This window comes from Aeromonas sp. 3P, assembly GCF_051919745.1.
Classification (GTDB): Bacteria; Pseudomonadota; Gammaproteobacteria; order Enterobacterales; family Aeromonadaceae; genus Aeromonas; species Aeromonas veronii.
The window spans coordinates 910,389-925,659 of the sequence record NZ_JBQBED010000001.1; the positions used below are offsets into that span (position 1 = coordinate 910,389).

General features: G+C 57.3%; 16 protein-coding genes. 6 read left to right on the forward strand and 10 right to left on the reverse strand.

All coding sequences use genetic code 11. The features are described from left to right. Positions 1–5: 5 nt before the first annotated feature. Complete coding sequence (iscR, locus tag ACTG19_RS04070) at positions 6–509, reverse strand: Fe-S cluster assembly transcriptional regulator IscR (protein WP_026035025.1); 504 nt, start codon at positions 507–509, stop codon at positions 6–8. A gap of 92 nt (positions 510–601) precedes the next feature. Beyond that, entirely contained in the window at positions 602–1,324 is a 723-nt protein-coding gene (gene trmJ, locus ACTG19_RS04075) for a tRNA (cytosine(32)/uridine(32)-2'-O)-methyltransferase TrmJ (protein WP_157160992.1), read from the reverse strand. Positions 1,325–1,511: 187 nt separating this feature from the next. On the opposite strand from trmJ, the gene ACTG19_RS04080 reads away from it, so the two are divergent. Continuing rightward, the gene (locus tag ACTG19_RS04080; protein ID WP_005351023.1) at positions 1,512–1,928 is read left to right on the forward strand and encodes a hypothetical protein; all 417 of its coding nucleotides are present in this window, start codon (positions 1,512–1,514) and stop codon (positions 1,926–1,928) included. On the opposite strand, the gene ubiT is transcribed toward ACTG19_RS04080, so the two are convergent. Then, a complete protein-coding gene (gene ubiT, locus ACTG19_RS04085) occupies positions 1,881–2,414 on the reverse strand; it encodes a ubiquinone anaerobic biosynthesis accessory factor UbiT (RefSeq protein WP_157160993.1) in 534 nt (177 codons plus the stop codon). The genes ACTG19_RS04080 and ubiT overlap by 48 nt on opposite strands. 189 nt (positions 2,415–2,603) lie before the next feature. On the opposite strand from ubiT, the gene ubiU reads away from it, so the two are divergent. Further along, the gene (gene ubiU, locus ACTG19_RS04090) at positions 2,604–3,599 is read left to right on the forward strand and encodes a ubiquinone anaerobic biosynthesis protein UbiU (protein ID WP_439988770.1); all 996 of its coding nucleotides are present in this window, start codon (positions 2,604–2,606) and stop codon (positions 3,597–3,599) included. Positions 3,600–3,610: 11 nt separating this feature from the next. Continuing rightward, positions 3,611–4,483, forward strand: coding sequence for a U32 family peptidase (locus ACTG19_RS04095; protein ID WP_120414047.1), 873 nt, complete (start codon positions 3,611–3,613; stop codon positions 4,481–4,483). A 64-nt stretch (positions 4,484–4,547) separates the two neighbouring features. Here the strand turns inward: ACTG19_RS04095 and nlpI are convergent, their stop codons facing one another. The 7 genes from nlpI to queA form a co-directional block, all read right to left on the reverse strand. After that, on the reverse strand, positions 4,548–5,492 hold the full coding sequence (nlpI, locus tag ACTG19_RS04100) for a lipoprotein NlpI (protein ID WP_005351017.1): 945 nt from the start codon (positions 5,490–5,492) through the stop codon (positions 4,548–4,550). A 90-nt stretch (positions 5,493–5,582) separates the two neighbouring features. Further along, positions 5,583–5,951, reverse strand: coding sequence for a rhodanese-like domain-containing protein (locus ACTG19_RS04105; RefSeq protein WP_019446086.1), 369 nt, complete (start codon positions 5,949–5,951; stop codon positions 5,583–5,585). An 84-nt stretch (positions 5,952–6,035) separates the two neighbouring features. After that, complete coding sequence (gene secF / locus ACTG19_RS04110) at positions 6,036–6,983, reverse strand: protein translocase subunit SecF (protein WP_005337322.1); 948 nt, start codon at positions 6,981–6,983, stop codon at positions 6,036–6,038. 10 nt (positions 6,984–6,993) lie between these two features. Continuing rightward, positions 6,994–8,847, reverse strand: a complete 1,854-nt coding sequence (secD, locus tag ACTG19_RS04115; protein WP_005337324.1) for a protein translocase subunit SecD — start codon at positions 8,845–8,847, stop codon at positions 6,994–6,996. Positions 8,848–8,865: 18 nt separating this feature from the next. Further along, positions 8,866–9,201, reverse strand: a complete 336-nt coding sequence (yajC, locus tag ACTG19_RS04120; protein ID WP_005337327.1) for a preprotein translocase subunit YajC — start codon at positions 9,199–9,201, stop codon at positions 8,866–8,868. Positions 9,202–9,253: 52 nt separating this feature from the next. Next, on the reverse strand, positions 9,254–10,390 hold the full coding sequence (gene tgt / locus ACTG19_RS04125; RefSeq protein WP_005337329.1) for a tRNA guanosine(34) transglycosylase Tgt: 1,137 nt from the start codon (positions 10,388–10,390) through the stop codon (positions 9,254–9,256). 74 nt (positions 10,391–10,464) lie between these two features. Beyond that, on the reverse strand, positions 10,465–11,517 hold the full coding sequence (gene queA / locus ACTG19_RS04130) for a tRNA preQ1(34) S-adenosylmethionine ribosyltransferase-isomerase QueA (protein WP_005344678.1): 1,053 nt from the start codon (positions 11,515–11,517) through the stop codon (positions 10,465–10,467). Positions 11,518–11,729: 212 nt separating this feature from the next. On the opposite strand from queA, the gene ACTG19_RS04135 reads away from it, so the two are divergent. The 3 genes from ACTG19_RS04135 to ahpF all read left to right on the forward strand — a co-directional run bounded on the left by ACTG19_RS04135 (position 11,730) and on the right by ahpF (position 15,152). Further along, the gene (locus tag ACTG19_RS04135) at positions 11,730–12,176 is read left to right on the forward strand and encodes a CBS domain-containing protein (protein ID WP_139400993.1); all 447 of its coding nucleotides are present in this window, start codon (positions 11,730–11,732) and stop codon (positions 12,174–12,176) included. Between the two features lie 705 nt (positions 12,177–12,881). Further along, a complete protein-coding gene (gene ahpC / locus ACTG19_RS04140; RefSeq protein WP_005337335.1) occupies positions 12,882–13,448 on the forward strand; it encodes an alkyl hydroperoxide reductase subunit C in 567 nt (188 codons plus the stop codon). Positions 13,449–13,571: 123 nt separating this feature from the next. Further along, a complete protein-coding gene (gene ahpF / locus ACTG19_RS04145) occupies positions 13,572–15,152 on the forward strand; it encodes an alkyl hydroperoxide reductase subunit F (RefSeq protein WP_159163816.1) in 1,581 nt (526 codons plus the stop codon). Positions 15,153–15,271 lie beyond the last annotated feature (119 nt).

The following is a 15,271-nucleotide window of genomic DNA, read 5'->3' on the forward strand; positions in this document are numbered from 1 at the left end:
CACGTTTATAGTTGGACTTTCAAGCTCACATCGCCGTGTTCTGCCCGATCAACCAGGGACAACACGGTCTTCATTTGTTCATCTTGCTTGCCGGCAATGCGGCGCACATCGGCCTGGCGTACCAGCTCGGCCAGGGTGATATCCCCGAGGAAGCTGGAGATCCGCTCACTCAGGTCACGCCACAGGGAGTGAGTCAGGCACTGGGTACCGCCGTGGCAGCCGCCCTTGCCGAGGCACTTGGTAGCATCGACCGACTCATCGACCGCAGTGATCACCTGACCAACCGAAATCTCGCCTGGGGCCAAACCGAGGCGATAACCACCGCCCGGGCCACGTACACTGCTCACCAGACCATGTTTGCGCAGGCGGGCAAAGAGCTGCTCGAGATAGGACAACGAGATGCCCTGGCGCTCGGAAATATCGGCAAGGGGGACGGGCCCCTGCTCTGCATGCAGCGCCACGTCGAGCATGGCGGTTACAGCGTAACGTCCTTTTGAAGTCAGTCTCATGTGCCTTACCGTCTTGCGAAGCAATTTAATGGGGCACATGGTCACATACCCGACCAAATCAGTCAAGTATATGGTTGAGTAAATCAGTCGGATTAATCCGGTACGCGCGCTTTCTGCACCGAGGTCAGAATACCGCGCAGAATGTTGAGCTCAGCCGCTTCCGGCCGAGCCCGATTGAACAGGCGACGCAGCTTGCTCATCACATGACCCGGATGGTCATCGGCAATAAAACCGGTCTTCATCAGGGTTTGTTCCAAGTGCTTATAAAACCCTTCCAGCTGGGCGGCACTCGGATAGGCCATCTCCTCTTCAGGCTCGGCGGCCTGCCCCTGCAGCCAGCGCATCCGCACTTCGTAACAGAGGGTCTGCACCGCCATGGCCAGATTGAGAGAGCTGTAATCAGGATTGGCCGGAATGGCCACGTGGTAGTGGCACTTTTGCAATTCGTCGTTGGTGAGACCGGTGCGCTCACGACCAAACACCAACGCAACCGGGTGCTGCATCCCCTCAACCACCGACTTTTCGCCGGCCTCACGGGGATCGAGCATGGGCCAGCTCAGGGTTCGAGAGCGGGCGCTGGAGCCAATCACCAGACCACAATCGGCGATCGCGTCGTCCAGTGTCGGGACGATACGGGCATTGGCAAGCACATCGCTGGCACCAGCCGCCAGGGCGAAGGCATTGTCATCCGGCAAGGCTTGCGGATCAACCAATACCAGCTGGGTCAACCCCATGGTCTTCATGGCGCGTGCCGCAGACCCCATGTTGCCGGTATGAGAGGTGTTTACCAAAACGATACGAATCTGATCCAACATGCCCAGTCAATCTTCAGTCAAAAATGGCGCGCAATTGTAACATAAGAGAACACCATGTTGGCACCGTAAAAGCCGAGCCATTTCAGAACAAAACCACCCGTTTGTATAACAAACCAGCATGAGGGAAGTGAGAGGGGGGGACTAAACTTGATGGATATCCGATAAACGGCACAGGAGACACCACGCCATGCTTCCTCCCTTTATCTATGAGAGATTGCCCAGCCTCTACCTGCTGGCAGCCATTGCCATTATTACGTTGAGTGAACAGCCCCTGCTCTGGTTTGCAGGCGCCTTGCTGTTTATCGCCGGAGCGGTGACCTGGATGATGCGCTCCAGCTACCGACGTACCGATCTGATTATCTTTCCGAGCAAACGCTGGCTACAGCCGGAGTGGCTGTATGAAGCGCAACCCTTTATCTGGCTGGCTGCGGGGCTGGCCATGTCACAGCTGCCCGCCCCTGCGGCACTCATCGCCTTGGTGCCCTGTCTGTGGGCCTGTCGTTGCCTCTGGGCACGGCACCATTATCGTCGCCATGCCCATGGGGTGATTGTCCACTTAAGACGGGATCCCGCCCGGCGCCGTCTGCACCGGAGCCTGCGCTGACTCGGTGCGGGCGCGTTCGATAAACGTCGCCAGATCCATCAGGGGATACTTCATCAGGCTTGGCAAGCCATCGAGATCCAGACTGTCCATCAGGTTTTTCACCTCAAGGCCCAGTTCGGTATCCCCTTCTATCTTCAACTTGCGCTGGAAAAAGAGCGAATCCGGATCCTCTTTGCGACCAGCGATGAGGATCAGGTCGTTGGCGGTACCGCTGAAGCAGACATCGGCCTTGTCACACTCGCGAGCTACCACCAGCAGGCCATTCTGCTCACTGATAAACCAGCACAGCTCCAGATCAGAGACTTCGACTTTCAGCCACTTGTCTGCCAGAAACTCGAAATCGCCATCTTCGATAGCCTCTTTGAATACCCGGGCCAGCAAACTCTCCATCAGCTGCTTTTGCAGATTGAAGGGAACCAGCTTGAGGGGATGGCGCAAGAAGCGCGGAGCCTGTTCGACCAGGCGGCGTTGCAGTTGTTGAAACACGATAGACTCCCTTTTTTGCGCATTCAAACACAGGGAGAGTGGCAAGATCCTGTTGGAAATCAAACTTGTGCAGGGTTACCTCAAGAAGGGTAAAGCCACATAAAGCTGCCTCAGGTCAAAAAGCGGGAGTGCATGGCTGCATACAATCAGGGCTCGTTTGCCCTTCATATGCACTCTCGGAGCGTACCAATGGAATTACTCTGTCCGGCAGGCAGTTTGCCGGCACTGAAAACCGCCGTGGATAACGGGGCCGATGCCGTTTATATCGGTTTCAAGGATGACACCAATGCACGCCACTTTGCCGGTCTCAACTTTACCGACAGCAAGCTGGAGAAGGCGGTAGATTATGTGCATCAACATGGTCGCAAGCTGCATATTGCCATCAATACCTTTGCCCATCCCGGGGCCGATACTCGATGGAAACAGGCGGTTGATCGCGGGGTGGCCCTCGGCGCCGATGCGTTAATCATCGCCGATCTCGCCGTGCTGGAATATGCCAGCCGCCACTACCCCGAGATGGAACTCCATGTCTCGGTGCAGGCCAGCGCCACCAATGCCGCCGCCATTCGCTTCTATCAGCAGCAATTCAATATCACACGGGTGGTGCTGCCCCGGGTGCTCTCCATGCATCAGGTCAAGCAGCTGGCCCGCGAGACCGATGTTGGCCTTGAGGTATTCGCTTTTGGCAGCCTCTGCATCATGGCCGAGGGGCGCTGCTATCTCTCCTCCTACATGACTGGCGAGAGTCCCAACACCGTCGGCGCCTGCTCACCGGCCAAGTTCGTCCGTTGGGAAGAGACCGCGAACGGCCTCGAGTCGCGACTCAACGAAGTGCTGATCGACCGCTATGGCCCGGGCGAAAATGCTGGCTATCCGACCCTGTGCAAGGGGCGTTTCGACGTGGATGGCCAGACCTACCACGCGCTGGAAGAGCCCACCAGTCTCAATACCCTGGGTCTCCTGCCCGAGCTGTTCAAGACCGGGATCCAGTCGGTCAAGATTGAAGGGCGCCAGCGCAGCCCCGCCTATGTGGAGCAAGTGACCCGGGTCTGGCGTGCGGCCATCGATGCCTATCAGGCCAATCCCGAGGCCTATCAGGTCAAAGCTGAGTGGGATGCCCAGCTCGCCCGCGTCTCCGAAGGTAGCCAGACTACCCTCGGCGCCTACCATCGTCAGTGGCAATAAGGAGTCCACCCATGCAATTTTCTCTCGGGCCTCTGCTCTTCTACTGGCCCAAAGCCGATACCGAGGCCTTTTACCATGCCGCGGCCGACAGTCAGGCCGACATCATCTATCTGGGGGAGACCGTCTGCAGCAAGCGGCGCGAACTCAAAGTCGATGACTGGATTGCGCTGGCCCGTCAGGTCGCAAACTCCGGCAAGCAGGTAGTGCTCTCGACCCTCGCCCTTATCTCCGCCCCTTCCGAGCTCAAGGAGGTGAAGCGGCTGGTCGACAATGGCGATCTTATGGTCGAAGCCAACGATCTCGGTACAGTGCAACTCGCCTGGGAGGCAGGGATCCCCTTCGTCTGTGGTCCCGCCATCAACGCCTATAACGCCGATGTGCTGCGCATGTTGCTCAAACAGGGGATGAAACGCTGGGTCATGCCGGTGGAGCTCTCCCGTGACTGGCTGATCCAGCTCAATCAGGATCTGGGCTCCCTGCGCGACCAATTTGAGGTGGAGGTGTTTGCCTACGGCCATCTGCCGCTCGCCTACTCGGCGCGCTGCTTCACCGCCCGCTCCCTCGACAAACCGAAAGACAACTGCGAGCTAGCCTGCATCAACTACCCCACCGGACGACTGGCCAACAGCCGCGAGGGGCAGCGGGTGTTCAATCTCAACGGGATCCAGACCCAGTCCGGTTACTGCTACAACCTGGGTAACGAGCTGGCTGGTATGGAAGGTCTGGTAGATGTGGTCAGGCTTTCGCCGCAAGGGATGGAGACGCTGGAGATGCTGGCCCGCTTCAAAGTCAACCGGCAGGGCCAGGCTCCCCTCTCCTTGCAGCAAGGAAGTGACTGCAACGGCTACTGGCGCCAGATCCCCGGCATGAGCCTGGTGGAGTAAACCCGCCATACGCCCAACAAAAAGGCCTCATCGCGAGGCCTTTTTACCACTATCTGGCAGTGGTTCAGGAGGGCTGATCACCCTTGTTACGAGCGCTCTGGGCACCTGGCGGCAAGGGCTTGCGCGCCATCAACTCCAGCTCCAGCAGCGCATAGCGGTGCTCGATGAAGTCATAGACGTTGTTAGATAAGGCCAGCTTGAAGTAGCTGATGGCTTCCTTGCGGTTACCTTTGCCCAGCTCGAACTTGCCCAGATAGAAGTAGGTTTCACACAGGCGCTCGGCAAGCTCCCGGTTATCCTTCACCCCTTTCACCACGTTGCCCATCAGCTGGGAAGCGTTGATCTCGCCGGTATAGAGGCGAACCAGATCCCAGTTCCAGGCGTCGTCATCGTACTTGTTGAGACGCTCGCGCATCCGGCTCATGGCGGCCGACGGGTCGAGTTTCTGCTCAGCCAGATAGAGCCAGATCACCCGATAGGGGTCTTCCGGCTGCGCCTCGTAGAAACGCTTCATATCGGCCGCGGCCAGCTCGGGACGGTTACCGTAATAGAGGGCGATGCCACGGTTGAGATAGGCATAGTCATAGTCCGGCGCCAGTTCGAGGGCGGAATCGAACGCATCATAGGCTTCGTCGTAATTCTGCTGCTGTACCAGATAGACGCCGATGAAGTTGTAGGCTTCGGCGAAATCCGGCTTCTCCCGCAGGGCACGGTTGAAATCGAGCCGCGCGAGGGAACGCAGACCAACCCGATCAAACACCACGGCACGCTCATAGAACAACTCTGCCCGTTGCTCGGTGGTCAGTTCCATTTCACTGAGCATCTGCCCGAGTCGGGCGAGCGCCAGCTCACTCTGGTAGGAGACCTGCAGGGGGGTCGCCAACACCAGTGAAGCAGGCTGCGGCTTGGGAACCTTGGGGGTGTTAACCTGACTGCTACTGCTGCAACCCCACATGGGAAGCAACAACAGGATACCGAGGAGGTATCCAATCCCTTTCCTGACGTTCAATGAACACTCCGACGCTTACGCTTGACCCCGCATATGGTAAAGGTCAACTGCCGCTTTGTCATGTAGCTGTGCCCCTCTACCTCAAATAAATCAGGATTCGACAGGGTATCCGGCATCGCACCAACCGCGAAACCCGCCGTCGACGCTGATCACCTTGCGATAACCCATCTGTTGCAGGTTGTCCGCAGCCAGAATGGAGCGAAAACCACCACCACAATAGAGGTAGAGCTCGGTCTCAAGATCCGGGAACTGGGTCTCGATATCCCGCTCAATCACGCCACGCCCCAGGTATCGGGCACCGGGCAGATGGCCTTTGGCCCACTCGCTCTCTTCCCGCACGTCGATTAGGTGAAACGTGCGCCCTTCGTCCTGCCAGCGCTTGATCTGGTGAACATCGGTTTCGGTAATGCGGGAGCGGATCCCGTCAACCAGCGCCAAAAAACGGGGATTGTGATGCATGACAAACTCCTGTTGTTTAAATCATGTGCGTCAGCAAACGACACGCAGAGATAAGAAAAGAGCGCCATGAGGCGCTCTTCACTGTTACGGCAGGATTTCCTGTTGGTCCGCACCCTCTTTCTCTACCTGGGTGGGCAGCATGTGCTCGCGCTTGACGCCGAGGAACATGGCAAACGCACTCGCCACATAGATGGAGGAGTAGGTACCGAACGCCACACCGATCACCATGGCCACGGCAAAACCGTGGATCAGCGCACCACCCTTGAGCAGCAGCGCCAGCACCACGATAAAGGTAAGGCCGGAGGTGATGATGGTACGACTCAGGGTCTCGGTCATGGAGAGATCCAGAATGTACTCGGTATCCCCTTTACGCACCTTGCGGAAGTTCTCCCGCAAGCGGTCGAACACCACGATGGTATCGTTCAGGGAGTAACCCACCAGGGTCATCAGTGCCGCCAGTACGGTCAGGTCGAACTCGTACTGGAAGTAGGCAAAGACACCCAGCGTGATCACCACGTCGTGCACCAGGGAGAGAATGCCCCCCAGCGCCAGACGCCATTCGAAACGCACTGCCACGTAGGCCAGGATACAGAGGATGGAGGCCAGCATGGCCAGCGCACCGTCTGTCGCCAGTTCATCACCCACGGAAGGGCCGACGAACTCGACGCGTTTGAGCACTGCGCCCTCGTCGAGCTGCTTGGCCGCCGCCAGCACTTCGTTACCCTGTTGTTCTACCTTGACCCCCTCTTTCGGGGTCAGGCGGAACAGCACGTCACGGCTGGAGCCAAAGTGTTGCAGGGTTGCCCCTTCAATCTTCTGCTCTTCCAGAGCGTCGTGGATCTTGTCCAGGCTCACCGACTGCTGGAACCCCACCTCGATGGTGGTACCACCGGTAAAGTCCAGACCCCAGTTCAGCCCCCGATCAAACAGGAAGAACAGGGCTACCACCATCAGCACGGAAGAGAAAACCACACCCGGCTTGGCATAGCGCATAAACGGGATCGGTTTTTCAAAATGTAGAATCTGAAACATCTCTCTATCCTCAGATGGGCAGCTTGTCGATACGCCGTCCACCCCAAGCCAGGTTGATAATGGCACGGGAAACTGTGATGGCAGTAAACATGGAGGCGGTCAGACCAATGCCCAGCGTCAGGGCAAAGCCCTTGATTGCGCCAGTACCGATACCGAACAGGATCACGCAGGTGATCAGCGAGGTCACGTTGGAGTCGGCGATGGTGGAGAATGCCCGATCAAAGCCCAGATGGATGGCTTGCTGAACACCGCGACCGTTGCGGATCTCTTCACGAATACGCTCGTAGATCAGTACGTTGGCATCCACCGCCATACCCAGCGTCAGGACGATACCGGCGATACCCGGCAATGTCATAGTGGCCCCCGGGATCATCGACATGATGCCGACAATCAACACCAGGTTCATACAGAGCGCCAGGTTGGCAACCCAGCCAAACGCGCGGTAGTAGATCCCCATGAACAGCACGATCACCAGCATGGCCCAGCCGATGGCTTCCATACCGCTGTCGATGTTCTGTTGACCCAGGCTCGGGCCAATGGTGCGCTCTTCCACGATCTGGATCGGGGCGATCAGAGCACCGGCACGCAGCAGCAGCGCCAGGTTGTGGGCTTCGTTGGCGTTGTCGATACCTGTGATACGGAACTGGCTGCCAAGACGCGACTGGATGGTGGCGACGTTGATCACCTCCTCCTGCTTGCGGAACTTGCGCTTGCCATCCGGACCCGGTTGACCGACCGGCTTGTACTCGATGAAGACGGTCGCCATCCCTTTACCGACGTTGTCCTTGGTAAAGTTGGCCATCTTGTTGCCACCCTGGCCATCCAGCTTGATGTTGACCTGGGGACGGCTGTACTCGTCGAAACCGGACTGGGCACCCACGATGTGGTCACCGGTCAGGATCACCCGCTTTTGCAGCACCACGGGACGACCATTGCGATCGTTGTAGACCTTGGAGCTGGGCGGGACACGGCCATCGGCCGCAGCCTGGATGTCGGCAGTCTCATCGACCATGTGGAATTCCAGGGTCGCGGTTGCACCCAGGATCTCCTTGGCGCGGGCGGTATCCTGAATACCGGGCAGTTCAACGACAATGCGCTCGGCGCCTTGCTGTTGTACCAGCGGCTCGGCCACGCCCAGTTCGTTGACCCGGTTACGGATGATGGTGATGTTCTGCTCGAGGGCGTACTTCTTCACTTCCTTGATCTTGGCTTCGCTCAGACCAGCCAGCAGGATGAACTCATCCCCTTTCTGCTCGGTAGTGAAAGTCAAATCAGGGTTCTGACGACGCAGATGAGAAACGGCGCGTTCCTGATCGGCTTCGTCACGGAAGATCACCTGCACCTGATCACCGACCCGGCGCACGCCGGAGTAACGGATCTTCTGGGTGCGCAGCTCGGAGCGGAAATCCTGCACCATCTGCTCTTGCTGCTTGGTCAGTGCTTCGGCCATGTCCACTTCCATCAGGAAGTGCACACCACCGCGCAGATCAAGACCCAGCTTCAGAGGCGCCGCACCGATGGCTTCGAGCCAGGCGGGAGTGGAAGGTGCCAGGTTGAGTGCGGTAATGAAGTTGTCGCCCAGCTTGTTGGCAACGATATCGCGCGCCTTCAGCTGGTCTTCGGTGTTCTTGAAACGGATCAGGATAAAACCGTGCTCGAATGCAGCATGTTTGACCGGGATCTTGGCCGCTTCAAGGGTCTCTTTCACCAGATCAAGAGTATCTAGCTTGACTTCGGCACCACGGCTGGCAGAAACCTGCAAAGCCGGATCTTCGCCGTAAAGATTGGGGGCTGCATATAGAAAACCGATGGCGATCACCAGGATCACCATCAGGTATTTCCACAGCGGATAGCGATTCAACACGCTGTGCTCCTTGGGAGATTAAAGGGACTGGATAGAACCCTTGGGCAGAACGGCAGAGACGAAGTCCTTTTTGATGGTGACTTGAGTCTGGTCGTTCAGGGCGATCACCAGGTAATCGCTGTCTGCAGCCACTTTGGCAATTTTGCCAACCAGGCCACCGGAAGTGAGCACTTCATCACCCTTGGACAAGGAGCTCATCAGATTGCGATGATCCTTGGCACGCTTGGCCTGGGGACGATAGATCATGAAGTAGAAGATCAGGCCGAATACGGCCAGCATGATGATCATTTCCATACCACCACCCTGTGCACCCGGTGCTGCGCCTTCTGCATACGCCTTGGAGATAATGCTCATTTAACAACCTCTTATTGATGTAGATTTAAAAAAACAAAATTATATGTTGTTGTTATTTAACGTCATTTTCAGCTAACGGAGGCACAGGCTTCCCTTGCCGACGGTAAAACTCTGTTACAAAGTCGTCTAATTTACCCTGCTCGATCGCGTCCCGCAAACCCTGCATCACACGCTGGTAGTAACGCAGGTTATGAATCGTATTCAGACGGGCACCGAGGATCTCGTTGCACTTGTCGAGATGGTGCAGGTAGCTACGGCTGTAGTTCTTGCAGGTGTAGCAATCGCATTCGGCATCCAGGGTGCTGGTGTCGTTGCGGTGCTGGGCATTGCGGATCTTCACCACGCCATCGGTGGTGAACAGGTGGCCGTTGCGGGCGTTGCGAGTCGGCATGACGCAGTCGAACATGTCGATACCACGGCGCACCCCTTCCACCAGATCTTCCGGCTTGCCGACACCCATCAGGTAGCGCGGCTTGTCAGCCGGAATTTTCGGGCAGACGTGCTCGAGGATGCGGTGCATGTCCTCTTTGGGTTCGCCCACTGCCAGACCACCGACCGCATAACCGTCGAAACCGATCTCCAGCAGCCCCTTGAGGGAGACATCACGCAGATCTTCGTAGACCGAGCCCTGGATGATGCCGAACAGGGCGTTCTTGTTGCCCAGCGCATCAAACTTGTCGCGGGAGCGCTTGCCCCAGCGCAGGGACATCTCCATGGACTTGCGCGCTTCTTCATAAGTGGCCGGGTACGGAGTGCACTCGTCGAAGATCATCACGATGTCGGAGCCCAGATCGTACTGGATCTCCATGGACTTCTCGGGGTCGAGGAAGATCTTCTCGCCATTGATGGGGTGACGGAAGTGGACGCCCGCTTCGGTGATCTTGCGAATATGGCCCAGGCTGAACACCTGGAAACCACCGGAGTCGGTCAGGATCGGGCCCTGCCAGTTCATGAAGTCATGCAGATCGCCGTGGGCACGCATCACTTCCTGACCCGGACGCAACCAGAGGTGGAAGGTGTTACCCAGTAGGATCTGGGCGCCGGTTTCACGCACTTCTTCCGGGGTCATCCCCTTGACGGTGCCGTAAGTCCCGACCGGCATAAAGGCCGGCGTTTGTACCACACCACGTTCAAAGACCAGTTGACCGCGACGGGCACGGCCGTCGGTGGTTTTCAGTTCAAATTTCATTGCTACCTCGGCTGCGTCAGATAAACAGTCTGACAATAGGAGGGCCGCTCACGACCCGGTAAATAAGCTGAAGCTTATGCTTCAACCTGGCGACGGGTGACGAACATGGCGTCCCCGTAGCTGAAGAAACGGTACTGCCCGGCCACGGCTGCCTGATAGGCCGCCATCACGTTGTCATAACCGGCAAAGGCGCTGACCAGCATGATCAGGGTCGACTCCGGCAGATGGAAGTTGGTGACCATGGCATCGACAATCTGGAACTGGTAGCCAGGGAAGATGAAGATATCGGTGTCACTAAAGAAGGGCGCCAGCGGTTTGCCCTGTGCCAGGGTGACCTTGGCCGCGCTCTCCAGCGAACGGACCGACGTGGTACCTACCGCAATCACCCGACCACCACGGGCACGGGTGGCCGCGATGGCATCCACCACCTCTTGCGGCACTTCCGCATACTCGGAGTGCATGTGGTGATCTTCAATCTTCTCAACCCGCACCGGCTGGAAAGTCCCCGCCCCTACATGCAGGGTGACGAAGGCCGTTTCAACCCCTTTGGCCCGAATTTTCTCAAGCAGCGGCTCATCAAAGTGCAGACCGGCGGTCGGCGCCGCGACGGCGCCCGGCTTTTGATTGTACACGGTCTGGTAGCGCTCCTTGTCGGCATCCTCGTCGGGACGGTCGATATAGGGGGGCAGCGGCATGTGGCCGATGGCCTCCAAAATCTCCAGCACCGGACGCGGGTCGAGGAAGTGGATCTCGAACAGGGCGTCGTGGCGGGCGCGCATCTCTGCCTCCACACCACCATCCATGATCATCCGGGTGCCGGGCTTGGGCGCCTTGGATGCACGGACATGGGCCAGCACGCTGTGCTCGTCCAGAATGCGCTCGACCAGTACCTCCAGCTTGCCGCCGCTAGCCTTCTGGCCAAACATGCGCGCCGGAATGACACGGGTGTTGTTGAATACCAGCAGGTCACCCGGATTGAGCTGATCCAGCACATCCACAAATTGACCGTGGCGCAGGGCGCCAGTTTGACCATCGAGCTGCAACAGGCGGCTGGCGGTACGCTCTGCCATCGGATAGCGGGCAATCAGCTCGTCTGGCAGATCAAAATGAAAATCGGATACTTGCATCTTTCACCTCGGGGGGAATCGGCGGCTAGTCTAGTTATCCCCATCTTCCAAGGCAACCCAAAAGACCAAAAACCCAAGAGAGACAAGGGGTAGCGAGCAATATTGAGACACACCTCCGGTTAATGATTCTTTAATGTTCTGTATTGACCCTGATCATGTTTTGCCAATGGGCGCTGGGCTAGGGTGAAAGCAGATACACAAGGAGGCCCACCATGATGACCCTATCCGAAATCATGACCGAACATCCCTTCACTCTGGGTCCGTCAAACAGTGTCAAACAGGCGATGGACCTGATGCAGCAGGAGCGGATCCGCCACATTCCCATCGTCGACGAGCAGCATCACCTGCTGGGGTTGGTAACCCTCACCGATATCCTGGCCACCCGGGAATCCAAGCTGCTGCTCATCAGCCCGGAGCGGGAAGCCGAATTTACCGACAGCGTGCAACTCGACGAGATCATGACACGGCAAGTGGCGAGCGTAGATCCTCACGCCGGCATCAAGGAGGCGGCACTTTACCTGCAGCGGCACAGATATGGCTGCCTGCCGGTACTCAAAGGACGCAAGCTGATCGGCATTGTCACCGAGTCGGACTTTATTTCCGTGGCCATCAACCTGCTGGAATTGATGGAAGAGCAGGAACCACCTATCGACTTTTGATAGATCAACCTGTAATTAAATTACAATAAAAGCGTTTTCAGCTGTCTAAATAAGCTTAAATGATGAAACACTTTCATTTTGATTGAAAAATTACACCAAATGCTTGCCTTGTGATCTGCGTCACACTATCATCCCTCTCATGCAATAGTTGCCGAGGGGGAGACGAGGGATTGTGCACCCATTATCTTCCTCTCATATGTCTGCAAGTTTGCACACCCCGTAGTTAGTCTTTGCTGTAAAGCATTTGTTTATATAGCCATTCCTTGTTTGATGACCCGGCCCTGTCGTTGCGATAGCGCCGGGATTTTTTTATCCGCGTTTTCTGCTCTCCCCCTTGCCAACACATCCCCCATCGCTGCAAGCAGCTGCCTCAACCTCCTGCGCCACCTGTTTACATCATATGTTTGCACCACCGTTTATCTCATCGCGTCATCGTGGCTCTGCACACCCCTTCTCATGCCTTGAAAAGGCGATGTAGCGCACAGATATTGAACCACGACAAGGAGTTATCTCAGTAGGCCAGAGATATTCATGTTAGGTACAGCCATAGTGAGCTATCTAATAAGTAGATTTAAGCGATTCAAAATTGCGGCTTTTATCGATTAGCGGAAGCCCCTATGATGAATCCATCGAAAGTTAAGCGCCTCGTCTGGCAAGACTCTTCAACACCAGACCGGCATATGTACATCACCAAGGAGCAATTACATGTCTACCTACATCAACACTGAAATCAAGCCGTTCAATGCTACCGCCTACCACAATGGCAAATTCGTTCAGGTGTCTGACGCTGACCTGAAAGGCAAGTGGTCCGTGGTCTTCTTCTACCCGGCTGACTTCACCTTCGTTTGCCCGACCGAGCTGGGCGACCTGGCTGACAACTACGCTGAATTCCAGAAACTGGGCGTCGAGATCTACTCTGTCTCTACCGACACCCACTTCACTCACAAAGCATGGCACGACACCTCTGACACCATTCAGAAGATCCAGTACCCGATGATTGGTGACCCGACTGGTACCATCACCCGCAACTTCGGTGTGATGATCGAAGAAGCTGGTCTGGCTGACCGCGGTACCTTCGTGATTGACCCGCAGGGCATCATCCAGATCGTCGAGATCAACGCTGGCGGCATCGGCCGTGACGCACTGGAACTGCTGCGCAAAGTCAAAGCGGCCCAGTACGTTGCCTCCCACCCGGGCGAAGTGTGCCCGGCAAAATGGAAAGAAGGCGAAGCCACTCTGGCCCCGTCCCTGGACCTGGTAGGCAAGATCTAAGCCTCCCGCTTCCAAGACCGGCCCGCATAAGGGCCGGTCTGCTTTCCGGCATTGCCAAATAGGCCTGAAAGCAGACCGACTCACATTTAATGCCAACTCGCCATTACAAGAAGGAATTCGACCATGTTGGATACCAACCTCAAACAACAGCTGAACACCTATCTGCAGTACATCGTCAATCCCATCGAGATCAGCGTGTCCGGCAACGACAGCGACAAATCTGCAGAGCTGCTGGCACTGGCCAGCGAGATCGCCGAGATGTCCCCCAAGATCACCCAGACCTCTGGCACTGCCGCTCGCAAGCCTTCCATGAGTGTCGCGCCGCAGGGCCAAGCCCCGCGCGTTCACTTTGCCGGCATCCCCATGGGTCATGAATTTACCTCTCTGGTGCTCGCCCTGCTGCAAAGCGGCGGCCACCCCTCCAAGGCCGATGCGGCCGTGCAGGAGCAGATCCGCAATCTCAAGGGTGAGTTCCACTTCGAGACCTATATCTCCCTCTCCTGCCACAACTGCCCGGACGTAGTACAGGCCCTCAACCTGATGGCGACCCTGAACCCCGGCATCACCCACACCATGATCGACGGCGCCCTGTTCCAGGAAGAAGTCGCCGAGCGTCAAATCATGGCGGTACCGAATGTCTACCTGAACGGCCAACCGTTCAGCCAGGGCCGTATTTCGCTGGAAGAGATCGTCGCCAAGCTGGACACTGGCGCCGCCGAGCGCAAGGCTGCCGAGCTGAATGAGAAAGATCCCTACGATGTGCTAGTGGTAGGCGGTGGCCCGGCTGGCGCCGCAGCGGCCATCTATGCCGCCCGTAAAGGCATTCGCACCGCCATCGTTGCCGAGCGCTTTGGTGGTCAGGTGATGGACACCGTCGGCATCGAGAACTTTATCTCCGTGCCCTACACCGAAGGCCCCAAGCTGGCCGCCAGCCTGGAGCAACACGTCAAACAGTACGGGGTGGAAGTGATAACCGAGCAGCGCGCCGCCGCCATCAGCAAAGATGGATATGTGAACGTGGATCTCGCCTCTGGCGCCACCTTGAAGAGCCGTGCCGTGATCCTGGCGACCGGAGCCCGCTGGCGTGACCTGAACGTGCCGGGCGAGCTTGAGTACCGCACCAAGGGCGTGGCCTACTGCCCGCACTGCGATGGCCCCTTCTTCAAGGGCAAGCGAGTAGCTGTGATTGGTGGCGGTAACTCCGGTATCGAGGCGGCCATCGATCTGGCTGGCATCGTCGAGCATGTGACTGTGGTGGAGTTCGCCGACACCCTGCGTGCCGATGAAGTGCTGCAGAAGAAGGCTCGCTCCATGGGCAATATCGACATCATCATGAGCGCTCGCACCACCGAAGTGATCGGTGATGGCAGCAAGGTGGTCGGCATGGATTACGAAGATCGCACCACCGGCGAGATCAAGCACCTGGCGGTAGCGGGCATCTTCGTCCAGATCGGCCTGGTACCGAACACTGAGTTCCTCAAAGGGAGCGAGATTGCCATGACCCGCTTTGGCGAGATCGAGATCGATACCAAAGGGGCGACCTCCCTGCCCGGCGTCTACGCCGCAGGGGATGCCACCACGGTACCGTTCAAGCAGATCATCATCTCCATGGGTGCTGGCGCCACCGCCGCACTGGGTGCGTTTGATTACCTCATCCGCAACCCGGCGCCGGAAGCGACCAAAGCTGATGCTGTGACCGCCTGATAAACCCAGCGCAACAAAAAGCCGACGCCCGATGAAGTAAACACGAGCGTCGGCTTTTTTATATCTGCATCGATGCGCAATAAAAACCCCGCAGCAAATGGCGGGGTTGTTCATGACTG